The organism is Caulobacter sp. KR2-114, from assembly GCF_049446115.1.
Classification (GTDB): Bacteria; Pseudomonadota; Alphaproteobacteria; order Caulobacterales; family Caulobacteraceae; genus Acaudatibacter.
The window spans coordinates 1,183,470-1,207,102 of record NZ_JBMSEC010000002.1 but is presented as its reverse complement, the minus strand read 5'-3'; the positions used below and the strand labels follow the sequence as shown (position 1 = coordinate 1,207,102).

Here is a 23,633-nt window from a genome sequence, read left to right as displayed (position 1 = left end):
GCGCCGGGGATGTGCGCCCCGCCGCGCGCCGAGGATTGCACGCAGCCGCCGCGCCGGCCGGTTCTCCGCTGGAGCCCCCATCCCGGCCTTCGGCCGTACTTCCCCCAGTGGGGGAAGAGACCCGTTCTCCTCCCCCCCTGGGGGAGGGGGACCGCCGAAGGCGGTGGAGGGGGCTCCAGCTTGGCGCTGGACCGTCGGGGGTTTCGGCCGCGGCCCGCGGCCCCCTATAAGGCCGCATGAGCGATCCCACGCACGACCCCGACGACCCCTCGGAAAGCCCGATCGACGGCGAGGGGTTCGACGTCGACGACTGGGCGCGGCTGGCGCCGTTCGCCGGGCGGCTGGCCACCCTGGACGACGTGCAGGCCCGCCGCGCGGTGTTCGCCATGAGCGACACGGCGGACGGCCGGCCGCTGGACATGGAGCTGCCCCAGCCGGTGATCTGGTGGGACGATGACGGCGAACAGGCCGCCATCGCCGTGCAGGCCGAACGCCACACCAGCGCCGAGGGCGAGGTGATGGAGGTGCTGGGCCTGATCCTGCCGGACGGCGAGGGCGTGGTGGCGCTGCTGGAGGACGTCGACCTGGTCGACGATACCGACCCCACCTGGCGCGACCTGGTCGACCGCGCGATCGACCCCGACGCCGCGGGGGACTAACGGCGGGCGGGCGAAGCGGCGCGGGCGGAACCCCTCACCCTCCCATGGCTACGCCATGGGCCCCTCCCTCTCCCTATGGGAGAGGTGTAAATTCTCTCCGCTCCCACGCATATTTCTCCTCTCCCACAGGGAGAGGAAGGGGCCCGCTCGCATCGCGAGTGGGAAGGTGAGGGGTTCCGCCGCCCCCGCCCCCGCCACCCCCGGCGCAACCTCAGCCCGTCAGCCAGCGGAACGCCCGGCGCAGGAAGGCCGGCGCATCGCTCGTCACCGGCTCGCCGTGCGCCATCAGCACCCGCTGGGCCGGCCAGTCGAGGATCGCCTCGACGGCCGCGCGTGCGGCCTGACGGTCGCGGACGGCGGCGCGGAACTTGCGCGGCACGGCGGGCTCGGGGCCGGTCATCAGGTCCAGCCGCGCCACCAGCGCCCGCCAGCCGGTGAACCAGCCGGGGCGGAAGTGCTGCAGAAGGTCGGTGAAGATCACCGCGCCGCTGGGGCGGTGGAAGAACACCGCCTCGCTGGCGATGCTGTTGGGCACGATCACCCGCTCCAGCGCCCCCGCCCACGCGGCGGGCGGCGCGTCGGCCAGGGCCCCGGCGAAGGCCAGCTCCGGCCGCCGCGCCTGCAGCCCGGGCGGGGCCAGGGCCTGGGCGTCCGGCCAGGCGGCCATCACCTCGCCGATGAAGCTGTCGTGCAGGGCGTTGGGGGCGATCAGCCACCGCACCGGCCCCAGCGCCTCCACCGCCGCGCGCAGGTCGGCGTCCATCGCCACCGGCGACCAGAGCGCCAGCCCGCCGTCGCCCAGGCGCATCACCGCCATCCGCGTCGGATAGCGGAAGCCGGCGATGGCGCTGACCACCGGCCCGTCGGCCAGCCACAGGTCGGGGGCGAACTCGCGCAGCGGCCCGGCCATGCATGCGTCTCCATCCCGGCGCGCCGCCCTTGCGAGTCGTCGCGCCGCGGCGGCGGCACAATAGCAGGAACGGAGAAGGCCGAGCCCTCGACACCCCGCCTCGCCCTCGCCACCATGGCGCCAGGAGAGCCCCGCCGATGACCCCGACGAAGACAGCAGACGCTTCCGCCCTGATCGATGGCCGCATCGCCGAGCTGGGCGACTGGCGCGGCCAGACCCTGGCCCAGGTGCGCGCCCTGATCCACGAGGCGGCGCCCGACGTGGTCGAGGAGTGGAAGTGGCGCGGCGTGCCGGTGTGGTCCGACCACGGCATCCTGTGCACCGGCGAGACCTACAAGGCGGTGGTCAAGCTCACCTTCGCCAACGGCGCCGAGCTGCCCGACCCCGCGGGCCTGTTCAATTCCAGCCTGGACGGCAACGTCCGCCGCGCCATCGACCTGCGCGAAGGCGAAACCCTCGACGCCCCCGCCCTCAAGGCCCTGATCGCCGCCGCCGTCGCCCGCAACCGCGCGAAGAAGAAGCGCTGACGAAGGGGGAGGCCCCCTGGGCTGAGGGCGACCGGGCGCGGGCGGAACCCCTCACCCTCCCATGGCTGCGCCATGGGCCCCTCCCTCTCCCCACGGGAGAGGTGTGAATTCTCGCCGCTCCCACGCCTATTTCTCCTCTCCCACAGGGAGAGGAAGGGGCCCGATCGCATCGCGAGCGGGAAGGTGAGGGGTTCCGCCGAGGGGGGTGCAGTCTGGCGCCGCCGGAAACCCAACCCCTTGACCGGCCAGCCGTGGGCGTCGCATCGTAGGGGTGCGCCCGATCGCGCAGCCTCTTGCCGGCCCGCTGGCCTTGCCGCGCCGGACCGACGCGATCGTCGGCCAGTCCTTACCGCGGCCCATGCCGCGCAACGCCAACACCGGGAGGTCGCTTGTCGAAGCTGGATTATCTTGCGCCCGCGACGGCCGAGGAGGCCGTGCAGGCCCTCGGCGCCGCCGGGGCCCGGCCGATGGGCGGGGGCACCGACCTGCTGGTGCAGCTGCGCGCCGGCCGGGTGAAGCCGGACGTGATCGTCGACCTCAAGCGCATCGCCGGCGCCATCGGCGTACGCCAGGAGGCCGGCGCCTTCGTGGTCGGCGCGGCCACGCCCGGCGCGATCCTCGGCGAGCACGCCGCGCTCAGCAAGGCGTGGCCCGGCGTGGTCGAGGCCGCCAACCTGATCGGCTCGACCCAGGTGCAGGGCCGCGCCACCCTGGCCGGCAACCTGTGCAACGCCTCGCCCGCCGCCGACAGCGTGCCGGCGATGATCGCCGCGCGCGCCGTGTGCGTGGTGGCCGGCCCGGCCGGCCGGCGCGAGGTTCCGGTGGAGGCGATCTGCACCGCCCCCGGCCGCACCAGCCTGGCGCCCGGCGAGTTCGTGCTGGAGATCCGCCTGCCGGCCCGTCCGGCGCGGGCCTCCGACGCCTATCTGCGGCTGATCCCGCGCACCGAGATGGACATCGCCGTGGTCGGCGCCGCCGTCAGCCTGGCGCTGGCCGCCGACGGAACCATCGCCGAGGCGCACGTCGCCCTGGGCGCGGTGGCCCCCACGGCGCTGCTGGTGGCCGAGGCCGGGGCGGCGATCGTCGGCTCGCGGCTGGACGCCGCGGCGCTGGACCGGCTGGACGCCGCCGCCCGCGCCGCCTGCCGGCCGATCAGCGACAAGCGCGGCACCGCCGAATACCGAACCCGGATCGCAGGCGTGCTGGCCCGGCGCGCGGCGGGCATCGCCTTCCAGCGGGCCGGAGGCGCGCAATGAGCAAGACGCACATTTCCACCACGGTGAACGGCGATCCGGTGGAGTTCCTGGCCGACCCGGGAATGACCCTGCTGGACGCCCTGCGCGACGAGCTGGACCTGACCGGCACCAAGGAGGGCTGCGGCTCGGGCGACTGCGGCGCCTGCAGCGTGATCCTCGATGGCCGGCTGGTGTGCTCGTGCCTGGTGCTGGCGCCCGAGGCCGAGGGCCGGCGGGTGGAGACCATCGAGGGCCTGGCCCAGGGCAGCCAGCTGCACCCCCTGCAGCAGAAGTTCCTTGAGCACGCCGCCCTGCAGTGCGGCTTCTGCACGCCGGGCATCCTGATGGCCTCCAAGGCCCTGCTCGACGTCAACCCGGACCCCAGCGAGAGCGAGGTCCGCTACTGGCTGGCCGGCAACCTCTGCCGCTGCACCGGCTACGACAAGATCGTCCGCGCGGTGCTGGATGCGGCCGCCGAACTGAGACAGGAGCGCGTGTGATGAGCGATGTTCTCGACCGGCCGGGTTCCGGCCCCGCCATCGGCCACAACGAAGAGGGCGGCCTGAAGATCGTCGGCACCCGCCCGATCCGTCCCGACGGGGCCGACAAGGTCACCGGCCGGGCCGCCTACGGCGCCGACTTCAACATGCCGGGCCAGCTGATGGGCAAGGTGCTGCGCAGCCCGCACGCCCACGCCCGCATCGTCTCCATCGACACCCGCAAGGCGCGCGCCCTGCCGGGGGTGAAGGCGGTGATCACCGGCGCCGACTTCCCCAACCTGGCCGACGAGTTTCACGACGGCGGCGAGGCCGCCTCGAACCTGCGCGACATGGCGATGAACGTCATGGCCCGCGACAAGGCGCTGTACGAGGGCCACGCCGTGGCCGCGGTGGCCGCCATGTCCAACGCCATCGCCGACGAGGCCCTGGCGCTGATCGAGGTGACCTACGAGGTGCTGCCGCACGTGCAGGACGTCGAGGCCGCCATGGCCCCGGACGCGCCGCTGCTGCATGCGCACCTGATCACCGAGGGCCTGGACGAGAGGCCGGACCGGCCCTCCAACATCGCCAAGCGCAACCGCATCGCCCGCGGCGACCTGGACGCCGGCTTCGCCGCCGCCGACGTGATCGTCGAGCGCCGCTACACCACCAAGGCCACGCACCAGGGCTATATCGAGCCGCACGCCTGCGTCGCCGCCTGGGCGGCCGACGGCCAGTGCAGCGTGTGGAGCTCCAGCCAGGGCCAGTTCATGGTGCGCACCTATTGCGCCAAGGTGCTGGGCATCGAGATCTCCGACATCCGCGTCACCCCCGCCGAGATCGGCGGCGGCTTCGGCGGCAAGACGGTGGTCTATCTCGAGCCGCTGGCGCTGGCGCTGTCGCGCCAGGCCGGGCACCCGGTGAAGATGGTGATGACCCGCGACGAGTGCTTCCGCGCCACCGGGCCCACCTCCGGCGGGGTGATCCACGTGAAACTTGGCGCCAAGGCCGACGGCACGCTGACCGCCGCGGACGTGGAGCTGAAGTACCAGGCCGGCGCCTTCCCGGGCTCGCCGGTGGGGGCGGGCAGCATGACCGCGCTCGCCTGCTACAACATCCCGGCCTTCCGGATCACCGGCTGGGACGTGGTCACCAACACGCCCAAGGTCGCCGCCTACCGCGCCCCCGGCGCGCCGATCTCGGCCTTCGGGGTGGAGAGCGCCATCGACGAGCTGGCCCTCAAGCTGGGCATGGATCCCATCGCCCTGCGCGAGAAGAACGCCGTGCGCGACGGGATGAAGGCCGCCTATGGCCCCACCTTCCAGAACATCGGCTACGTCGAGACCCTGGCGGCGATCCGCGACACCGAGCACTACAAGGCCCCGCTCGGCCCCAACCAGGGCCGCGGCGTCGCCGTCGGCTTCTGGTTCAACGTCGGCGGGGAATCCACCGCGGCGGTGAACGTCGGCGAGGACGGCACGGCGGTGGTGGTCACCGGCAACCCGGACATCGGCGGCTCGCGCGCCTCCATGGCGATGATGGCGGCCGAGACCCTGGGCATCCCGGTCGAGCGGGTGCGCCCGATCGTGGCCGACACCGCCTCGATCGGCTTTTCCATGCTCACCGGCGGCAGCCGCACCACCTTCGCCACCGGCATGGCGGTGGTGCAGTCGGCGGAAAAGGTGATCGCCGACCTGAAGCGCCGCGCCGCCCTGATCTGGGACGTGGCCGCCGAGCACGTGGTCTGGCGCGAGGGCGAGGCGCACTGTCTGGCCCCCGGCAAGGACGAGAAGCCGCTCAGCCTGGCCGCCATCGCCGCCCAGTCGGCGCGCACCGGCGGGCCGATCAGCGGCCAGACCTCGCTCAACGCCCAGGGCGCCGGCCCCGGCTTCGCCGTGCACCTGTGCGACGTCGAGGTGGATCCGGAGACCGGCCACGTCACCGTGCTGCGCTACACGGCCGCCCAGGACGTCGGCAAGGCGATCCACCCGGCCTATGTCGAGGGCCAGATCCAGGGCGGCGTCGCCCAGGGGGTCGGCTGGGCGCTGAACGAGGAGTACATCTTCGGCGCCGACGGCCGCATGGAGAACGCCGGCTTCCTGGACTACCGCGTGCCGGTGGCCTCGGACCTGCCGATGATCGACGCGATCCTGGTGGAGGTCGCCAACCCCCGCCACCCGTTCGGCGCCAAGGGCGTCGGCGAGGCGCCGATCGTGCCGCCGCTGGCCGCCGTGGCCAACGCCGTCTCCGCCGCCATCGGCCACCGCATGCCCGACCTGCCCCTCAGCCCGCCGAAGATCGTCGCGGCCCTGGGCGGCTAGGCTTCGTTCTCCTCCCCCCCCCTGGGGGAGGGGGACCGCCGAAGGCGGTGGAGGGGGCCTCCAGCCTGGCGCAGTCGGTTCTGCGCTGGAGCCCCCATCCCGGCCTTCGGCCGTACTTCCCCCAGAGGGGAAGAGAACCATTCTCCTCTCCCTCTGGGGGAGGGGGACCGCCGAAGGCGGTGGAGGGGGCCGCCCCCACATCCGGAGCCGCGCATGGTCCACGTCGTCGCCTCCTCGGAACTGACCCCCTTCACCGGGCGGCTGGAGGCGTTCGACGTGGAGGCCGACACCGTGCGGCGCCTGATCAAGGCCCTCGACCAGCGCTTCCCGGGCCTCGGGGCCTTCATCGACCGCCGCATGGCCATAGCCATCGACGGCGAGATCCACCAGGACGCCTGGACCACGCCGCTGGCCCCCGACAGCGAGGTGTACTTCATCCCCAAGATCGGCGGTGGGTGAGGGGGGGCTCGTTCGACCCATCGCCGGATATCCGCCATCATCTTCGGGCTGATCACCGTGCGGAGGTCGTGGCGGAGAGATGCTTCACCAGGCGCACGATGCCCTGTGGGTCGCCGAAGGCGAGATCGTCAGCTTCTTCGGGGCCGCCTATCCCACCCGCTGCGCCGTTGTCCGGCTGGCGGACGGCGGACTGTGGATCTGGTCTCCGGTCAAGCTGACCGCGGAACTGCGGCAGGCGGTGGACCGGCTGGGGCCCGTCCGGCACCTCGTCAGCCCGAACAAGCTGCATCACCTCTACCTCGCCGAATGGCAGACGGCCTTCCCGGAGGCGCGCCTCTGGGGGCCCAGATCAACGATCAGCAAGCGCCCCGACCTGCCGTTCCAGCCGGCGCTGGAAGGCGATCCGCCGGCCGAATGGCTGGCCGACATCGATCAGGCCTGGTTCCGGGGCTCCTTCGCCATGGACGAGATCGTGTTCCTGCACCGGGCCTCGGCGACGGTGATCGTCGCCGACCTGATCCAGACCTTCAGCCGGGACTTTCTCAGCAAGCACTGGGGTTGGTTCGGCTTCCTCGCGCGTCTGGATGGCCTGACCGAGGACCAGGCGAGCGCGCCTCGCGAATGGCGCCTGTCGTTCATCGACCGCGCGCCCGCGCGCCAGGCCCGGGACAAGGTGCTGGGCTGGCGGGGCCGCAATCTGATCGTGGCGCATGGCCAGCCGCCGGGCGCCATCGACCAGGCCTATCTGCAAAAGTCCTTCCGGTGGCTCGGGCCCTATCCCGCCGGCCAGGCGCGCGCCGGATAGGGATTGTAGGCCCCCACCGCCCCCCTTCCTCAGGACGGCCGGGCCGCCGGCTGGAAGACGTTGATCGGATTGCCGTCCGGGTCGCGGAACAGCATGGAGCGGTTGCCCCAGGGCATGTCCTTGGGCTGCTGCAGCCAGTCGGTCACCAGGCCGTCCAGCCGGGCGCGCTCGCGGTCGACGTCCTCGACGGCGAACTCCAGGATGGCGGACCGGTTGGCGCCGGCGCTCCATTGGCCGCCGTGCGCATACTCGGCCGCCTTGCGGCTGACGAGGGCGAGGATGGCGCCGTCCGGGCGCAACTCGACATAGCTCTCGTCGCCATGAGGGGAGACGCCGAGGAGCCGCTCGTAGAAGGCGGCCAGGCGCGGCACGTCCTCGGTGACCAGGCGGGTGTAGCTGAATTTCACGGTTCGCACCTTTCCTGCCGCAGCCGCGCCGTTACAACGATACGCTACGGTCCAGTACTAACGATACGATACCGTAGCGTATCGTATCGTGGCGGGCAAGGGAGAGTGGGGTGGCGCAGACGCCGAAGCCGGCCGACCCGCGCGTGGAGCGCTCCAAGGCGGCGGTTCTGGCCGAGACCTATCGCCAGCTGACGCAGAGCGGGGTGGGGGGGCTCAGCATCGACGAGGTGTCGCGCCGTTCCGGGGTTTCCAAGACGACGATCTATCGCCACTGGCCCTCGCGCACGGCGCTGCTGATCGACGCCTGCTCACGGCTCAGCGACGCGGGCGAGGCGCCCGACACCGGCACGCTGCGGGGCGACGTGCACGCCCTGGCGAGCCATCTCGGCGCCCAGCTGGGCGCGGCGGCCTGGACCTCGGTCTATCCCTCAATCATCGACGCCGCCGAGCGCGACCCGGAGATCGCCGCCATGCAATCGGCGCTGCACAGGGGCCTGATGTCGCCTTTCGACGCCGTCGCGGCGCGGGCCGTCGCCCGAGGCGACATGCCGGCCGGCAAGTCCCCAGCCGATCTGGCGGCCTGCATCGTCGGCCCGCTGTTCTATCGCCGCTGGTATTCCAAGGAGCCGATCGACGAGCGGTTCGTCGACATGCTCGTCGGCTCGGCGGTCTCACCGGCCTGACGCCGGCGTCCGCGGCCCGCGGCGCCCCCACTTCAAGGAGCCTGAACCCCGCCATGACCCAGAGCCGCCTGCTGCGCATGGACAACGTCGGCATCGTCGTGCAGTCGCTCGACGCGGCCGTGGCCTTCTTCACCGAGCTGGGCCTGACCCTGGAGGGGCGGGGGTCGGTCGCGGGTGAGTGGGCCGGACGCGTCACCGGCCTGGGCGACCAGCACGTCGAGATCGCCATGATGGTCACCCCCGACGGCCACAGCCGCCTGGAGCTGTCGCGCTTCGCCCACCCGCCGGTGGTCGCCGACCACCGCACCGCCCCGGTCAACGCCCTGGGCTACCTGCGCGCCATGTTCGCCGTCAGCGACCTCGACGACACCCTGGCCCGCCTCGCCCCCCACGGCGCCCAGCTGGTCGGCGAGGTGGTCCGCTACGAAAACGCCTACCGCCTCTGCTACCTCCGCGGCCCCGAAGGCATCCTCATCGGCCTGGCGGAGCCGCTGGCGGATGGGCGTTGAGGGGGGGGCGCGAGCCGCAGACCCCGATTCTCCTCCCCCCTTGGGGGAGGGGGACCGCCGAAGGCGGTGGAGGGGGCCTCCGCCGGGCGGGCGGTCCAGAGGTACCGCCGCAGATCAATGGTACAGACGGCGGCAATGCGCCAGTTGCGGACATTGACAGATCAGCCGCCCCTCCCGACGCCTATAGGTTTCGGGCGCTCACCGACGAGATGATCGATGTGCTTGAAGTCCACTGGCCCGAATCCCCGAGCCAGCCAATTGAAATCTAGGACGCGTTAGTTGTAAGTGTTGGATTTTTCTTCAGAACAACGACGTTCCGAGGCTGCCGATTGGAGCTTTATTCTTGGCATTCTTGCCAGTTCGTGCCTGATGTCGGGGCATCGAATGCGACTATTCGGCTGGCCAGCCAATGAGACCACCTAAGCAGCCGTCGCCAACGCAGTCTCCTCTTTGAAGGACAACCGGCGAGGCACACAAAGCGTGTCGCGGCGGGGCCCACGTGACAGCTCGAGGGTGAGCAGGCTGTCCTCGGGGAAGGCCGGGCTGAGTTCGAGTTTCAAGTACTCGAACAGCTGTCGATCGTGCACGGCAATGAAAACTTGTCGGCCGTGCTCTTTTGAAAGGGTGCGCAACAGCGCCGCAAAATGAGCTATGTGGACGTCATCCATCGATTGCACCGGATCATCGAGGACCAGCCAGGGAAGCTCTCGCGGCACCGAGAGGTGGAGCGCGATAAAGAGTGTGAGCGCTGCGGTGTTGAGATTTCCGGCGCTGAGCATTGCCCCCGGTGTGCCACCAGCATCACCGCCGTCTCGATGTTCCGTGATCAACTTCGGCTGTAGTCGCTGCGTGCTGGCAGCCGGGATGCGGAACGCAGGGACAAACGGCTCATTCGGCGCCAGTCGAACAAAGAGATCACGCCACAGCCGGTTAAGACGGTCATTGAATTCTCGCCGAATTATCCCGGAGCGAACGTCGTCAACGGCGCCGCGGATAGCGTTGGCTTGATCGCGCAGGCGTTGAGCACGATTGAGAGCGCCATCGGCCTTTGACCAGGCCTTGCCATCTGTAGCGAGGGCGGCGTCAGCCGTCTGGCGGCGGTCTAGCGCGCTTCGAATTGTTGCGACGTGGTCGCCGCCGCGTCGCCGCAGGGACAGCCGTGTCTCAAGCCTGGCCGCCTCTTGCGAGAGAAAGCCTTCGAGCCGTGCGGCTGCGGTTTCCAGTCCGTCGCCGTCAGCAAGTTCTGGCGCACCGACTTCAAGCGCAAACGCACTAAGCGTGTCGCGCGCGGCGGCCAACGCAACGCTTCGCGATTGGGCCTCGGTTACGCGACGCCGTTCTGCGACGTCGAAAGCTAGGAGGACTGCGCCCTCTGCCAAAGCGGGGGCGATGGCCTCAAGTTCACTGAGCAGCCCGGCGGCGGCGGCGGCTTGTCTATCCAAATCCGCAAGCCCTTCAGGAGTGGGTATCCGCGTGGCCAAGGCCTCTATCTCGCGGTCAAGGGCTTCAATCTTCACTTGGGTCTCTGTCCGCGAGCGTCCCAAGGTCAGAAGGCGCTCGGCAGACGCCGACAGGAGGCGAACCTTGCCGTGCACGTGGTCGCTGAGTGGGCCATCGTGAAGCTCGCTGAAGTCTCGGTCACAGACGGGGCAGACCTCGTCTGTGATGAGCGCTGTCAGCTCGGACAGTGCCGAGCCTAGGCTGCCCGCAGTGGTCGATATGAGCGAGACCTCATCGTCGATCGTTGTCCTCTGCCGCAGGGCTGTATCGCGTTCAGTCCGTGCAGCAGCGTCCCGTTCGACATCGGCCCTACCCTCTTCTGCACGCTGTAAATGCTGAGCTGCCTCCGTTCGAAGCCCGGATATCGCCTCGCTTGCGAACCGCCCTGGATCGCTTGGCAGGCTTGCGGTCGGAAGGAGCGCGCCGACGCGCTGACGCAAGAGTACAAGCCTCTGCCCATGCTCCGCGGCCCAGTCTTGGTAGGAGCGGCCGATAGCCGAGGCATGGCCGGGCGCAGTCAATGCGTCGGCGCCGGCGGCCTGCTGCGCGGCGGCGATCTCACGACGGATTGCAGCCAGTCGCCGTTGCTGATCGGCAAGACGAGCATTCCATGCTTGGTCGGTGTCCTCCAATAGCAGCCGATCTACGGCCGCGAGCGTGCCCTCATCGACGACGATTTGGAGCTCCAAGCTCGTGCACACGTTGGCGAGCTCAATAAGGCCGGCCACTACCTGTTCTTCCGCCGCCGCCCTCGCCTTTCGAGTGTCGGTCAGCAACCGCTCGAGCCGTATTTTCTCATTTTCTGCCGCGAGCCACCCATCCACGTTCTTCCGCACGTTACGCACGTCGTTGAAGGGTTTGAGGCCGGCTTCGAGCCTATCGAGGCGATCCAAGCCCAGAAGCTTGCCGACGAACCTCGCCAAGGGAGAGTCTGCCTCATTGCCAGCGTCTTGGTAGATTTGAAGGAGCTGACCCAACAAGGATTGGGGAAGGAAGGTCCGCTCACGGAAGAACGCGGCTAGGGTCGGAGGCAAAACTGACGTGAGCTCGGCACCAATATTACTCAGGATCGCCCCGAATTCCCTCGTCGCTGAACCCTCGCTACACCGCAGTCCGACGCTGCCGGCCTCAGCTGAGCGGTGAAGCAGCTGTCTGGCGTAGCCAGGATCCGCTCGTTGCAACGATTGCACTTCGCCCGTCAAAGCCAACTCTAGCGCGGATAGGAGGCTGGTCTTGCCCGCGCCATTCTCGCCGTGAACTAGCACGACTTGTGCGTCTAGCGGCGCGTGGATGTGGCCACGGATACTCCGGAAGTTCGTCACATCGAGCGATTGAAGCATTAAGTCGCTCATGGTGCAGATTCCCCCTCGCGCGCCTCGATCGCCGCTACGAGGACGTGCGCGGCGGCCTCCGTAACCGCCTCCTCGTCGGCGTCAGACGCTTCAAGCACCGCGTTGATTAGGGACTTGTCGGTTTCCGCAGGGAGCGCGCGCACCAGTTGCTCAAGCGCCGTGGCGCCAGAATCCCCGCCCGTCGTCTCTACAACCGGCAAAGTCAAAGGCAATAGGACACGAATCCTGTCATCGAGCTGACGTCTCGCTGCTTCATCGAGCAGGTTCCCGCCAGGATCGAGGTGGATACCGTCGACCTGCAACACGCGGCAGGTCTCGGAAAGTAGATCAATCCCTTCCGCCAGAACCGCACCAGCGAGAATAGCGGTCACGACATAGCGAGAGCCTGTGACGTCAAGGGCGCGGCTTAAGGCCTCGATCCGTTGCCTAACCCGGGCTGCGTCTCGATCTCCAAAATCGCCGGTCGTCGTGTCGACCAAAAGAACAAGGTCAAGGGCGCGCCCGTCTCGACCGCGCATCGCTCCGGTGAACGCGAACTCGACTCCCGCAATGCGGAAGGGCGTTGGCAGGATGCTATAGCCCACATCGGCAAGCCGGCGCTCGACAGCCTGGACTAGGGGCGAGGCGGTCATAGGAACACCTCCATGGCGAAGTTGGCGTGAAGTGTAGCCGCGTCGGCTGACCCGCCTAAGAGCCTGTTGAGACTAACATGAGTTTCGCCTATTCGGCCGACGCGGCCCGGAGGCGATCGCACGCGCCGGGCGCTAGCGCCGCCACTCACCATTTTGTCCCAAGTCTCGTCCGCATGAATCACAATGGCGGTGTCGTTGGCGAAGGCTCCTTTGCTCTGAAGCGATATCGCTTCGGTGGCCGATCGCACGACGAAGATCGGGCGGGCATCGCCTCCAGGCCGCGGCGCACGGGTGGTGAGAACGCCTGCTGTAAGGTCGTTAGAAGCCGGCGGTTCAAGTAGCCAGCGCCCTTCCTCATGGCCGCGGCCGAGGAGCGCGACGGCGATCGCAAAGCGATCGAGCGACATTGCGCGGGCGTTTTGGTCGGCGTCGATGAGATTCAGTGACGAATTGCTCAGCGCCTCGTAGGCCTCCGACATTGTCGGCAGGTCACCCTGGCGGAATATCGAGAGCGCGCGAGACCACAAGCCAATGGCCCGGTCGGCGAAAGCCGTGCGATCCCCGACCGCCTGGTCAGCGACGAGATTGCGGAGCTGTATGAGCGACGATCGGAGGTCCGATGCAATCGTGGCCTTTCCGACTGACGCCAAGCCCAGCTCCATGAGGCGAGCCAGCTTATCCACCAACAACCTGAGGACCAGCGCGATCAAGACCTGTTCGCCCCAGGCGCGCAGGAGAGTGCCGTCGTGCACATCTGGTGGATTAGCATTGTAGGCCTCGCCATAGGCGAGCCTGAGGACATCCCGTTGTCCTTGCTGGATCTCATTTTCGCAGAAAACGTGTCCCGGGGCCTGCGGCGCGCAGGGCCACGGCCATGCGTGCACCTCCTTCGCCCTTGCGAAGATGGTCTGGAGGTTGTTGTCCTGGATGGATAGACCCAGCACCAAGGTCTTCTGGGTTGTCGCCAAATTGACGATGACATTCCGCATCGCCGCAAATTCGGCCGCTTCAGGCCACGCCATAATCTGCGTGTAGCTGCCCGTCAAATATCGTCGAAAAACAGTAGGTTCTCGCGTCGCATGGACGATGCAGCCATGGAATTTCAGGAGGCGGGCGCGCCCAACGGGCGATCGCAACTGGTCAGGATCTACGATCACCTGCAGCACGCCCGGCAAGCTTCCGGTTAAGCGTTGCACCGCGGCCTCTATGAACCCGTCCCAGTTGGCCGACGCTACAGCTTGGATCGCACCCTCAAGGATGAGGATCGCGATGCACAGATGTTCTGCCGCTGGAGGTTTTGGATTCTCGAACGCCTTCCTGACATCGATGGCATCCCAAAGCATGTAGTCGCTGGGCTTGCCGGGAATGCGAATGTCTAGGAGGCGGGAATACTTTCTCCACAGCTTGTCTACTATCGCATCGTGCTCAGGCCAATTCGCGAGGGGCTCGGAATATCTCGCCTGCACGGTGGCCGGATCCACCTCCGCCAGCCTCAAAGCCTCTTCTAGCGCTGGCAGAAAGTCGGCGGCGGTGGCAGCGGCCGTTGCTCGGTCACGCAGATAGTCGAACGCCACTTCCACGAGAACGCCGAGACTCGGGGCCTTCCGCGATATGCCGGAGCCAACCCAAAACGCATATTCACCGTTTTCGACAGCTGTTGCGACGGGCGCGAAGCTGCCTTCGAATTTGGCGAGGACTTCACGTACCGTGATCTGTGTCGCTGTCGGCCCTAGCGCCACACTTCCTCCCTTGGAAAGGCGCTTGTTCGCCGCCCAGCTGATACCAGCTGTAGTTGCGATGACCGGTGAGCGTCAAACCCTGGATTTTTAAATCACCGCCGAGCCGCGCTGTCCCATCGTTACGTTGAGCGCACGCCGAGGGGCGCGGCTCGTAGGTCCCCAGTGGCACGCACCTTGGCCTAGGGCCACCAGCTGGCCCTGGGCAGCGCGTCAGGAAGGGGACGTTCGCAACAGCGGCTATAAGTCCAACCCAGACGGTCCTCCCTCGTGGCGCAGCACTCCCTGACCCGTCGCCAGCGACCAACTAGCGGCGTCGGGGGGAGGGGTAACGCCGGCCACGCCCCCCGCCCCGCATCACCCCTCCAGATACCCCGCCAGCTCCTCCGGCGCCCCCGCGGGGAACGCCGCCCGCAGATGCTCCAGGAACGCAGACACGCGGGGGCTGAGGAGGCGGCGGGAGGGGTAGAGGGCCCAGAGGGCAATGTCGGAGGCGGCGATGTCGCCCCAGTGGGCCAGGTGGCCGGCGGCGATGTCGTGGCTGACCAGGGAGATCGGCAGGGCCGCGGCGCCGACGCCCAGGCGCACCGCGTCGCGCACCATCAGCAGCGATGACAGGCGCAGCACCGGCTGCACGGCGACGGTGGCGGCGCCGGCGCCGGCGACGGCGCCCGCCCCCGCGACGGCGCCCCCGCCGGTGACGACGGGGCCGGGGCGCCCTTCGGGGGCCGACAGGGTCCAGTGGGCCGGCTGCGCCCGGGCGTCGGCCTCGGACCCGGGCTCGGCCGCGCCGCGGACGACCACCGGGACGGGCAGGGGCGGCGCCGGGCGCGGCAGGGCGGGGCTGGCGACGAGCACCAGGCGGTCGCGCAGGAACACCCGGCCGACCAGGCCGGCGCCCTCGGGCGGGTTCACGCGGATCACCAGGTCGTAGCCCTCCTCGACCATGTCGACGGGGCGGTCCTCGGTGGTCACCTCCAGGCGCACGTCCGGGAACTTCAGGGCGAAGCTGGCGGCGAGGCGGCCCATCGCCGTCTGGGAGAACAGCAGCGGCGCGCTGATCCGCAGGCGCCCGCGCGGCCGGTCGCCGCCCGCGGCGATGGCGCCGGCGGCCTCGTCCAGCTCGGCCAGCAGCGCCGCGGTGCGCGCGTGCAGCGCGCGGCCTTCCTCGGTGAGCCGCAGCGTGCGGCCGCCGCGCTCGAACAGGCGCAGGTCCAGCGCTGCCTCCAACTCCGCGACGCGGCGCGACAGGGTCGCCTTGGGCCGCCCCGCGGCGCGGGCGGCGCGGCCGAAGCCGCCGTGGCGGGCGACGAGGTTGAAGTCGGCGAGGGCGAGCAGGTCCATGGTGTTCCACCAGCGAGACGGTCTGTCCAAATAGAGCGTCTATTGGCGCGAATGTGGATCGATATTTTCCCGGGTGTTCCCTCAAGCACACCGGAGATCCTCCCATGACCATTCTCGTTACCGGCGCCACCGGCCGTGTCGGTGGCCACCTCGTCCAGCAACTCGTCCAGCGCGGGGCCAAGGTCCGCGTGCTGGTGCGCGACCCCGCCAAGGCCCGCTTCCCGGCGCAGGTCGAGGTGGCCCAGGGCGAGCTGCTGGACATCGACGCCCTGCGGGCGGCCTTCGTCGGCGTCGACACCCTGTTCCTGCTGAACGCGGTGGCGGCCGACGAATTCACCCAGGCGATCGTCGCCCTGAACGTGGCGCGCCAGGCCGGCGTGGAGCGGGTCGTCTACCTGTCGGTGTTCCACGCCGACCGCTTCGCCAACGTGCCGCACTTCGCGGTGAAGTCGGGGGCCGAGCGGATGCTGGAGCAGATGGGCTTCGGCGCCACGATCCTGCGCGCGGCGTACTTCTTCGACAACGAGCGGATGATCCAGGACGTCATCACCGGCCACGGGGTCTATCCGATGCCGATCGGCGGCAAGGGCCTGGCGATGATCGACGCCCGCGACATCGCCGAGACGGCCGCCATCGAGCTCGTCCGCCGCGCCCAGGCGCCGGGCCCGCTGCCCAGCCTGACGCTGAACCTGGTCGGCCCGGACACGCTGACCGGGGCGGACGCCGCCGCCGTCTGGTCGCAGGTGCTGGGCCGCCCGGTGGTCTATGGCGGCGACGATCCGACCGGCTTCGAACAGGGGCTGGCGAACGCGATGCCCCGGTGGATGGCCTACGAGATGCGCCTGATGGTCGAGCGCTTCGCCAGCGACGGCATGATCCCGGAGCCGGGCGACGTCGAGCGGCTGACCGAACTGCTGGGCCGCCCGCTGCGCACCTACCGGGACTTCGTCCGCGAGCTGGCGGCGGGCGGCGGCGGGGTGGGCTAAGGCCCCGGCGCGGCGGCTAGTCTGTCCGTTCGCGGGTCATCTCGACCATGGTCGGTCGGAAGCCCGCGCGGGCGAACAGCCGCTGCGCCCCCTCGTTGCGCGTCGCCGTGGAGAGCACCACGCGCGGCGCGCCCCGCTCGGCGAGGGCGGCCAGGGTCTGGTCCAGCAGCCGCCGGCCGACGCCCTGGCCGCGATGCTCGGGGTCGACGATGATGTCGTAGATCGCCCCGGCCGGCCCGCGCAGGGCCATCCAGTCGTGGCCCTCCATCCCGGCATAGGCATAGCCCAGCACGGCGCCGCCCGCCTCGGCCACCAGCACCATCGCCTGCGGCCGCTTCAGCTGCGAGACCAGATAGCCGCCATAGCCGGCGGCCGTGCCGGCATCGGCGGCGATGAAGCGGTCGGCGTCGAAGCGGTGGTGCAGGTCGACCAGCATGGCCGCCAGCCGTCCCAGGGCCGGGCCGTCGTCCGGCCGGGCCGCCCGCACGACGAGGGACGGCGGATCGGGCTTTTCGACGTCTGCGGCCATGGCATCCTCAACGCGGCTGCGCCCAGCCTACAGAGTTCGCTTGCCGCAGGATATCGGAGCCGATCGAAGCCAGGACGGCGCCAGCGCTGTCCCTGGCGCCCGCCGCCGTCCTAGGCGGTCGGCGCCGCCGGGGCGGGGGCGGCGGGCGGGGCGGCCCGCCAGGCCTCCGACAGCACGTGGTAGATCGGCCGGGGCATCACCAGGCCGGAGGTCCAGCGCGCGATCAGCGCCGCCAGCATCAGCGGCCCGACCAGGCTGGGATCGCGGGTCATCTCCATCAGGATCACCGCGCTGGTCAGCGGCGCCTGGACCACGCCGGACAGATAGCTGGTCATCCCCAGCACCACCGCGTCGCGCCCCGCGAAGGCCAGGCCCGAGCGGGCGAAGGCCGCGCCGATGCCGGCGCCGGTCGCCAGGGACGGGGCGAAGATGCCGCCCGGCGCGCCCGACGCCGAGGCCGCCAGGCTGGCGACGAACTTGGAGACCGCCAGGCCCAGGCCGCGCCCCGGATGGTCCTGCAGCAGCGACTTGGCCTCGTCGTAGCCGGCGCCGAAGGTGATGCCGCCCGACAGCGCCGCGGCGGCCAGCGCCACCAGGCCGCAGCCGAAGGCGAACACCACCGGATGCGCCCGGCGCCAGTCAGCGACCGGGTTGGCGCCCGGGCCGATCACCGCCGTCAGGGTGCGCGAGAAGAGGCCGCCCGCCAGGCCGCCCACCGCCCCGATCAGCGGCGCGGCGAGCCAGGCCGAGCCCAGGGCCGAGCCGCCGCCGAGCACGCCGAAATAGGCGTAGTCCCCCTGCAGCGCATAGCTGGCGAAGCCGGCGACCACCACCACCAGGATGACGGTGGTGTGGGTGCGCCGCTCGAAGCCCTTGGCCAGTTCCTCGAGCGCGAACACCACGCCGGCGATCGGCGTGTTGAACGCCGCCGAGACGCCGGCGGCGCCGCCGGCGATGATGATCGCCCGCCGGCCGGGCCCGCCCTTCAGGCCGCGCGTCAGGGTGCGGATGATGCCGGCGACCACCTGGACGGTGGGGCCCTCGCGGCCCACGGAGGCGCCGCAGACCAGCATCAGCCCGGTCAGCGCCACCTTCCAGGCGGCGGTCTTCAGCGTCACCCGCTGGCCGCCCCAGCGCCCGCGCCAGCGCTGTTCCGCCGCGGCGATGACCTGGGGGATGCCGCTGCCGGCGGCCTCCGGCGCGAACCGGCGGGTCAGCCAGGCGGCGGCCGCGAAGCCGGCCGGCAACAGCAGCAGGGTGGGCCAGCGGGCGAGGGCGTAGAGCCGCTCGTGCGCCCGCATGGCCTCGTCGCACAGCCGGGCGAAGCCGGCGGCGGCCAGGCCGCCCAGGATCGCCACCCCGACGATCACCGCCGTGCGCCAGAGCCGGCGCAGGTGCAGCCGACTGGCCAGCTGGTCGCGCCGTCGGCGGGCGGGACGAGGGGCGGGGGCGGGGGGCGTCATCGGCCGGGTATGCCCCAAGCCGTCGCCGCGGGGCAATCGCCGACGGCGCGCTGACCGCTGCCGCCCGGCGCCTGGCGATAGCTTCACCGCATGGATTGATTGCCCAGCCGACATTTCAACTGCGCGGCCGGCGATGAGAGCTTCCGGGTCAGCGGCGCGCCCCGACGGCGGCGCCCGAGGGAGACCCGTGATGTCCGGCAAGGTGGCTGCGATCGAATTCGACAAGGCCCGGGTGGGCCAGGTGGTCCTGGTGTTCCAGGGCGGCGGCGCGCTGGGCGCCTATCAGGCGGGGGTCTACCAGGCCCTGCACGAGGCCGGCATCGAGCCGGACTGGGTGATCGGCACCTCGATCGGCGCGATCAACGCCAGCCTGATCGCCGGCAACGCGCCGGAGGACCGGCTGCCGCGCCTGCGCGAGTTCTGGCGGCGGATGAAGCACAGCGCCCTGACCCAGCTGGCCGGCGCGCTGCCGGGCTTCGGCGCGGCGGCCGCCAACGGCCTGACCGTCGCCACCGGCCTGCCGGCGTTCTTCCAGCCCAACCTCTGGGCGTTCCTGGGCGGGCAGGTTCCGCTGGGCGCGGAGGCGGCCGGCTACTATTCCACCAGCCCGCTGGAGCGGACGCTGACCGAACTGATCGACCCGCAGAAGCTGAACCGCGGCGCGCCCCGGCTGACGGTCGGCGCGGCCAACGTACAGACCGGCGAGATGCGCTATTTCGACAGCCGCGAGACCGAGCTGTCGGTGCGCCACGTGATGGCCTCCGGCGCCCTGCCGCCGGCGTTCCCGGCCGTGCGGATCGACGGCGAGCTGTACTGGGACGGCGGCATCCTGTCGAACACGCCGGTGGAGGCGGTGTTCGACGACAATCCCCGCCGCAGCGGCCTGGTGTTCGCGGTGCACGTCTGGAGCCCGAACGGTCCCGAGCCGGACAGCATCGTCAAGGTGATGAGCCGGCAGAAGGACCTGCAGTACGCCAGCCGCGCGGCCAGCCACATCGCGCGCCAGAAGCAGATCCACCGCCTGCGCCGGATCATCGCCACCCTGGCCCAGGCGCTGCCGGAGGAGACCCGCCAGCGCGCCGACCTCAAGGCGCTGGCCGCGTACGGCTGCCTGACCACCATGCACGTGGTGCGGCTGCTCGCCCCGCCGCTGCAGGGCGAGGACCACGCCAAGGACATCGACTTCAGCCCCGACGGCATCCGCAACCGCTGGGACGCCGGCTACACCGACACCGTGCGTGTCCTGGCCCAGGCCCCCTGGACCCGCCAGGGCGACCCCACCGAGGGCTTCATCCTGCACGAGGCCGCGGCCGGCCGGATGCTCGAGGTGGCCTGATCCTCCCGCTCAAACCCGCCCCCAAGGAGACTTGTCCATGACTTCCGTTCCCCGCCGCGCGGCGCCTGGCCGTCGCGCCAGCCTGTTGCGCGGCCTCGCGCTGGCCGCTGCCGTCGCCGGCCTGGCCTGCGCCGGCGCCGCGTCCGCCCAGGCGGCCGGCCAGACCCCGTCGCCTACCCCCGCGCCGGCCCCTGCGCTCGCCCCCGCCGAGGGCGTGATCCGCGTGGCCAGCGCCTATGGCTTCGAGGAGACCGTGACGCGCCTGAAGGCCGACATCGCCGCCAAGGGCATCCGCTTCTTCGACGAGATCGACCAGTCGCAGCTGGGCGCCGGCGCCAACATCGCCCTCAGACCCTCGCGGCTGCTGCTGTTCGGCAACCCGCCGCTGGGGGTGCAGTTCCTCACCTCCAACCCCTACGCGGGCCTGGACTGGCCGGTGCGGATGCTGGTGGTGCAGGACCCCGACGGCCGGGTGTTCGTCGCCTACAGCGACTTCGCCTGGGTGGCGCGGCGCTACGCCATCACCGACCGCGATGCGGCCTTCGCCATGGCCACCCAGGTCTCGGCCTCGATCGCCGCCTCGGTCAGCGGCAAGGCGGGCGGCTAGAGCCTGCCCCACAGCCAACCATCGACGACGCCTGGCGGGGCGGCGGTCCGGAAGGGCCGCCGCCCTTCGCGCGTCCGCCCGCCACCCCGGCCCGCGCGGGCGACTTGAATCCATAACCTTTCGGTATGAGCGCCGCGGCCCGGCATGCGGCAAATCGGAGGTCGGCCACGCCGACGCACAGGGCGACGGCGGCCAACGCGAGGACCGCCGAAATGAACGCCAAGCCGCACATGCTGAAGGGTCTCGTCGCCGCCGCCGCCATCGCCCTGACCGCCGCCGGCGTGGCCCCGCCGGCCCAGGCCCGCCAGGCCGAGATCTACACCCCGCTGCTCTCGAACCTGGCGCTGTCGGGCTACGACGCGGTCGCCTATTTCGACCAGGGCCGGCCGGTGATGGGCCTGGCCCAGTTCAGCACCGACTGGAAGGGCGCGCAGTTCCGCTTCGTCAGCGCCGCCCACCTGGCCCGGTTCAAGGCCAATCCGGCCGCCTACGCCCCGCAATACGGCGGCTATTGCGCCTGGGCCGTGTCCCAGGGCCACACCGCCAAGGGCGACCCGACGGTGTGGAAGCTGGTCGGGGGCAAGCTGTACCTCAACTACGACGCCGCCGTGCAGCAGCGCTGGCAGCAGGACATCCCCGGCAACATCGGCCGGGCCGACCGCAACTGGCCCCAGGTGCTGCGCTAGCGCCCGGCCGCCGCCGCGTCCCGAAAACCCCTCACCGGAAAGGACAGGCCCCATGTCCCCCACGCTCGCCCGCCCGAACCTCGCCGCCCGCCTCGTGCGCCACGCGCCCGACGCCATGGCCCTGTTCATGAGCGCGATCTTCCTGGACTCGCTGCGTTACAAGTTCACCGACCACCCCAAGACCCAGGTGATCTTCGGCCTGCTGAACGGCTGGGCCGCCTCGCTGGGGCTGCCGGGCCTGTTCGCCCACACGGGCCTGTTCTCGCAGTACGTGATCGGCTCGATCGAGCTGCTGGCCTCCACCCTGCTGCTGGTGGGCATCGCGCCGCGGCTGCGCCACCTGCAGGCGGCCGGCGCCCTGGCCGGGCTGCTGGTGATGAGCGGGGCGGTGAGCTTCCACCTGTTCACGCCGCTGGGGACCGACCCCAACCACGACGGCGGCGGCCTGTTCGCGGCGGCCTGCACGAACCTGGCGTTCGCCGTGCTGCTGCTGGGCGTCCTGCGCCGCCGCGAGATCGCGATCTTCGCCCGCCGCGTGCTGGCGATCTTCGCGCCGCTCCCCTGAGCTCACCCCAAGACCCTAGGACCAACGCCATGTCAGACGCCCTCTGGACCTCGGATTTCCGCTTCGCCGGCCGCCGTGTGACGGTGAAGAAGACCGGCGCCGAAGTGGCCATCGACCGCGAGACCCTCAAGGGGCTCGGCCGGTGGCTGGCCTGGTACCTGCCGGTGCGGCTGAAAGGGGCGATCGGCGCCCTGGACCCGGCCGCGCCCAGGGTCTGGTTCGCGCCGGACCGGCCGCGCCCCTGGTACCTGGTGTGGGCGGCAGCCGCCTGGTCGGGCGTCGCCATCGCCCGCAGCCCCGCCGAGGCCGACGCCGCCTTCTATTTCGACGATGTCACCCTCGGCCGCCCACCGACCCTGCGGGCGGTTCGCTGCCTGAACTTCGACTGCGTCGACGTCTCCAAGAGCCACGTGGCCAAGGTGTTCGAGGCGGTGTTCGGCTATCCGCTGGCGGTCGATCCGCGCGCCGAGACCGGCCTGGTGGTGGAAAAGAGCGAGGCCAACGGGGTGCACGACGGCCGCGTCGTCTGTTGCCCGCGCGCCGCGACGCCGGCCCGGGTCTACCAGCGCCTGGTCGACAACGTCGAGGACGGCCACGCAGTGGACCTGCGCACGCCGTTCGTCGGCGGCCGTCCGGTGCTGACCTTCATCAAGCGCCGTCCGGTCGCCCGGCGGTTCGACAACTGGAACGCCAGCGTCACCCTGGCCCTGCCCGAGGACGTGTTCTCCCGCGAGGAGATCGAGCGGCTGAGCGCCTTCGCCCGGGCGATGAAGCTGGACTGGGGCGGCCTGGACATCCTGCGCGACGCCCGGGACGGCCGGCTGTACGTGGTCGACGTCAACAAGACCGACATGCCGCCCCTGGCGCTGCCCTGGATCGACAAGCTGCGCGCCACCGCCCGCCTGGGCGCGGCCTTCCGCACCCTGGTCACCGCGCCGGAGGTCCGGTCATGATCCCCTTCGTCCGGCAGTTCGCCTTCGACTACGGCGCCTGCGAGCAGGTCTCGCCGCTGATCCGGCGGGTGGTGGCCCGCAACCCCGGCCCGTTCACCTTCACCGGCACCGGCGCGCACATCGTCGGCCACGGGACGGTGGCGGTGATCGATCCGGGCCCGGACCTGCCCAGCCAGCTGGACGCCATCCTGGCGGCCACCCGGGGCGAGCGCATCTCGCACATCTTCGTCACCCACAACCACCTGGACCATTCGCCGCTGGCCCGGCCCCTGGCGCAGGCGAGCGGGGCCACCATCTTCGCCGGCGGCGGTCCGGGGCGTGCGTCGCACGGGGCCGACCGGCTGGAGGCGGGCGACGATCTGGGCTTCCGGCCCGACGTCGCCCTGGTCGACGGGGCGCGGTTCGAGGGCCCCGGCTGGACGATCAAGGCCATGGCCACGCCCGGCCATACCGCCAACCACTTCGCCTATGTGCTGGCCCAGGAGCACGCCCTGTTTCCCGGCGACTGCGTGATGGGCTGGTCGACCTCGGTGGTCAGCCCGCCGGATGGCGACATGGCCGACTACCTGGCCAGCCTGGAGAAGGTGCGCCGGCGGCGCTTCCACACCCTGTGGCCGGCGCACGGCCCGCCGATCCGCGACGTCGACGCCTTCCTGGGGGCCTACATCGACCACCGCCACGACCGCGAACGCCAGATCCTGGCGGCGCTGGACGCGGTGGGGCCGGCCACCGTGCGCCGCCTGGTGGCGATGCTCTACGCCGATGTCGACCGCCGGCTGCACCCGGCCGCGGCCCACTCGGTGCTGGCCCACCTGATCAAGCTGGTCGGGGAGGGGCGCGCCGCCTGCTCCGGCCTGCCGACCATCGGCGCCGTCTACCGGCCCGCACGCCTGCGCCAGGCCGCGTGAGGCGCCCGCGCCACGCCTCATCGCCACGCCTCATCGCCTGTC

At 70.7% G+C, this 23,633-nt stretch carries 24 protein-coding genes; 16 read left to right on the top strand and 8 right to left on the bottom strand.

Going from position 1 to position 23,633, the window contains the following annotated elements:
- The first annotated feature begins 236 nt into the window (after positions 1–236).
- Positions 237–659: a hypothetical protein gene (locus ACO2Q3_RS11970; RefSeq protein WP_423306816.1), complete on the top strand. Its 423-nt coding sequence runs from the start codon at positions 237–239 to the stop codon at positions 657–659.
- A gap of 211 nt (positions 660–870) precedes the next feature.
- Here the strand turns inward: ACO2Q3_RS11970 and ACO2Q3_RS11965 are convergent, their stop codons facing one another.
- A complete protein-coding gene (locus ACO2Q3_RS11965) occupies positions 871–1,569 on the bottom strand; it encodes a hypothetical protein (RefSeq protein ID WP_423306815.1) in 699 nt (232 codons plus the stop codon).
- Positions 1,570–1,706: 137 nt separating this feature from the next.
- On the opposite strand from ACO2Q3_RS11965, the gene ACO2Q3_RS11960 reads away from it, so the two are divergent.
- From ACO2Q3_RS11960 to ACO2Q3_RS11935, 6 genes are all read left to right on the top strand, one after another.
- Positions 1,707–2,096 carry a DUF1801 domain-containing protein gene (locus ACO2Q3_RS11960; RefSeq protein ID WP_423306814.1) on the top strand — a complete coding sequence of 130 codons (390 nt, stop codon included), beginning with the start codon at positions 1,707–1,709 and terminating at the stop codon, positions 2,094–2,096.
- Positions 2,097–2,485: 389 nt separating this feature from the next.
- Complete coding sequence (locus tag ACO2Q3_RS11955) at positions 2,486–3,352, top strand: FAD binding domain-containing protein (RefSeq protein WP_423306813.1); 867 nt, start codon at positions 2,486–2,488, stop codon at positions 3,350–3,352.
- Entirely contained in the window at positions 3,349–3,831 is a 483-nt protein-coding gene (locus ACO2Q3_RS11950) for a (2Fe-2S)-binding protein (protein ID WP_423306812.1), read from the top strand. The genes ACO2Q3_RS11955 and ACO2Q3_RS11950 overlap by 4 nt, the downstream gene beginning before the upstream one ends.
- The gene (locus ACO2Q3_RS11945) at positions 3,831–6,131 is read left to right on the top strand and encodes a xanthine dehydrogenase family protein molybdopterin-binding subunit (RefSeq protein ID WP_423306811.1); all 2,301 of its coding nucleotides are present in this window, start codon (positions 3,831–3,833) and stop codon (positions 6,129–6,131) included. The genes ACO2Q3_RS11950 and ACO2Q3_RS11945 overlap by 1 nt, the downstream gene beginning before the upstream one ends.
- 213 nt (positions 6,132–6,344) lie before the next feature.
- Complete coding sequence (locus tag ACO2Q3_RS11940; protein WP_423306810.1) at positions 6,345–6,590, top strand: MoaD/ThiS family protein; 246 nt, start codon at positions 6,345–6,347, stop codon at positions 6,588–6,590.
- A gap of 79 nt (positions 6,591–6,669) precedes the next feature.
- A complete protein-coding gene (locus tag ACO2Q3_RS11935; protein WP_423306809.1) occupies positions 6,670–7,395 on the top strand; it encodes a DUF4336 domain-containing protein in 726 nt (241 codons plus the stop codon).
- 29 nt (positions 7,396–7,424) lie between these two features.
- On the opposite strand, the gene ACO2Q3_RS11930 is transcribed toward ACO2Q3_RS11935, so the two are convergent.
- A complete protein-coding gene (locus ACO2Q3_RS11930; protein ID WP_423306808.1) occupies positions 7,425–7,802 on the bottom strand; it encodes a VOC family protein in 378 nt (125 codons plus the stop codon).
- Between the two features lie 110 nt (positions 7,803–7,912).
- On the opposite strand from ACO2Q3_RS11930, the gene ACO2Q3_RS11925 reads away from it, so the two are divergent.
- On the top strand, positions 7,913–8,485 hold the full coding sequence (locus tag ACO2Q3_RS11925) for a TetR/AcrR family transcriptional regulator (protein ID WP_423306807.1): 573 nt from the start codon (positions 7,913–7,915) through the stop codon (positions 8,483–8,485).
- A gap of 53 nt (positions 8,486–8,538) precedes the next feature.
- Entirely contained in the window at positions 8,539–8,994 is a 456-nt protein-coding gene (locus tag ACO2Q3_RS11920; RefSeq protein ID WP_423306806.1) for a VOC family protein, read from the top strand.
- A 419-nt stretch (positions 8,995–9,413) separates the two neighbouring features.
- Here ACO2Q3_RS11920 and ACO2Q3_RS11915 read toward each other — a convergent pair whose 3' ends face one another.
- The 4 genes from ACO2Q3_RS11915 to ACO2Q3_RS11900 all read right to left on the bottom strand — a co-directional run bounded on the left by ACO2Q3_RS11915 (position 9,414) and on the right by ACO2Q3_RS11900 (position 15,558).
- Entirely contained in the window at positions 9,414–11,846 is a 2,433-nt protein-coding gene (locus tag ACO2Q3_RS11915; protein WP_423306805.1) for an AAA family ATPase, read from the bottom strand.
- Positions 11,843–12,478, bottom strand: a complete 636-nt coding sequence (locus ACO2Q3_RS11910; protein ID WP_423306804.1) for a hypothetical protein — start codon at positions 12,476–12,478, stop codon at positions 11,843–11,845. Before ACO2Q3_RS11910 ends, ACO2Q3_RS11915 begins: the two co-directional genes overlap by 4 nt.
- Positions 12,475–14,217 carry an SIR2 family protein gene (locus ACO2Q3_RS11905; protein ID WP_423306803.1) on the bottom strand — a complete coding sequence of 581 codons (1,743 nt, stop codon included), beginning with the start codon at positions 14,215–14,217 and terminating at the stop codon, positions 12,475–12,477. The genes ACO2Q3_RS11910 and ACO2Q3_RS11905 overlap by 4 nt, the downstream gene beginning before the upstream one ends.
- Before the next feature lie 354 nt (positions 14,218–14,571).
- Positions 14,572–15,558 carry a LysR family transcriptional regulator gene (locus ACO2Q3_RS11900; RefSeq protein WP_423306802.1) on the bottom strand — a complete coding sequence of 329 codons (987 nt, stop codon included), beginning with the start codon at positions 15,556–15,558 and terminating at the stop codon, positions 14,572–14,574.
- A gap of 104 nt (positions 15,559–15,662) precedes the next feature.
- Between ACO2Q3_RS11900 and ACO2Q3_RS11895 the strand changes: the two genes are divergently transcribed.
- Positions 15,663–16,544: an SDR family oxidoreductase gene (locus tag ACO2Q3_RS11895; protein WP_423306801.1), complete on the top strand. Its 882-nt coding sequence runs from the start codon at positions 15,663–15,665 to the stop codon at positions 16,542–16,544.
- A gap of 16 nt (positions 16,545–16,560) precedes the next feature.
- Here the strand turns inward: ACO2Q3_RS11895 and ACO2Q3_RS11890 are convergent, their stop codons facing one another.
- Complete coding sequence (locus ACO2Q3_RS11890) at positions 16,561–17,073, bottom strand: GNAT family N-acetyltransferase (RefSeq protein ID WP_423306800.1); 513 nt, start codon at positions 17,071–17,073, stop codon at positions 16,561–16,563.
- A gap of 110 nt (positions 17,074–17,183) precedes the next feature.
- Positions 17,184–18,536 carry a chloride channel protein gene (locus tag ACO2Q3_RS11885; RefSeq protein WP_423306799.1) on the bottom strand — a complete coding sequence of 451 codons (1,353 nt, stop codon included), beginning with the start codon at positions 18,534–18,536 and terminating at the stop codon, positions 17,184–17,186.
- A 190-nt stretch (positions 18,537–18,726) separates the two neighbouring features.
- Between ACO2Q3_RS11885 and ACO2Q3_RS11880 the strand changes: the two genes are divergently transcribed.
- From ACO2Q3_RS11880 to ACO2Q3_RS11855, 6 genes are all read left to right on the top strand, one after another.
- Positions 18,727–19,872, top strand: a complete 1,146-nt coding sequence (locus tag ACO2Q3_RS11880; RefSeq protein WP_423306798.1) for a patatin-like phospholipase family protein — start codon at positions 18,727–18,729, stop codon at positions 19,870–19,872.
- Positions 19,873–19,909: 37 nt separating this feature from the next.
- Entirely contained in the window at positions 19,910–20,479 is a 570-nt protein-coding gene (locus ACO2Q3_RS11875; RefSeq protein ID WP_423306797.1) for a DUF302 domain-containing protein, read from the top strand.
- Positions 20,480–20,691: 212 nt separating this feature from the next.
- Positions 20,692–21,165, top strand: a complete 474-nt coding sequence (locus ACO2Q3_RS11870; protein WP_423306796.1) for a YHS domain-containing (seleno)protein — start codon at positions 20,692–20,694, stop codon at positions 21,163–21,165.
- A 52-nt stretch (positions 21,166–21,217) separates the two neighbouring features.
- Positions 21,218–21,730 carry a hypothetical protein gene (locus ACO2Q3_RS11865; protein WP_423306795.1) on the top strand — a complete coding sequence of 171 codons (513 nt, stop codon included), beginning with the start codon at positions 21,218–21,220 and terminating at the stop codon, positions 21,728–21,730.
- Positions 21,731–21,759: 29 nt separating this feature from the next.
- Positions 21,760–22,683, top strand: a complete 924-nt coding sequence (locus ACO2Q3_RS11860; RefSeq protein ID WP_423306794.1) for a hypothetical protein — start codon at positions 21,760–21,762, stop codon at positions 22,681–22,683.
- Complete coding sequence (locus ACO2Q3_RS11855) at positions 22,680–23,591, top strand: MBL fold metallo-hydrolase (RefSeq protein ID WP_423306793.1); 912 nt, start codon at positions 22,680–22,682, stop codon at positions 23,589–23,591. Before ACO2Q3_RS11860 ends, ACO2Q3_RS11855 begins: the two co-directional genes overlap by 4 nt.
- Positions 23,592–23,633 lie beyond the last annotated feature (42 nt).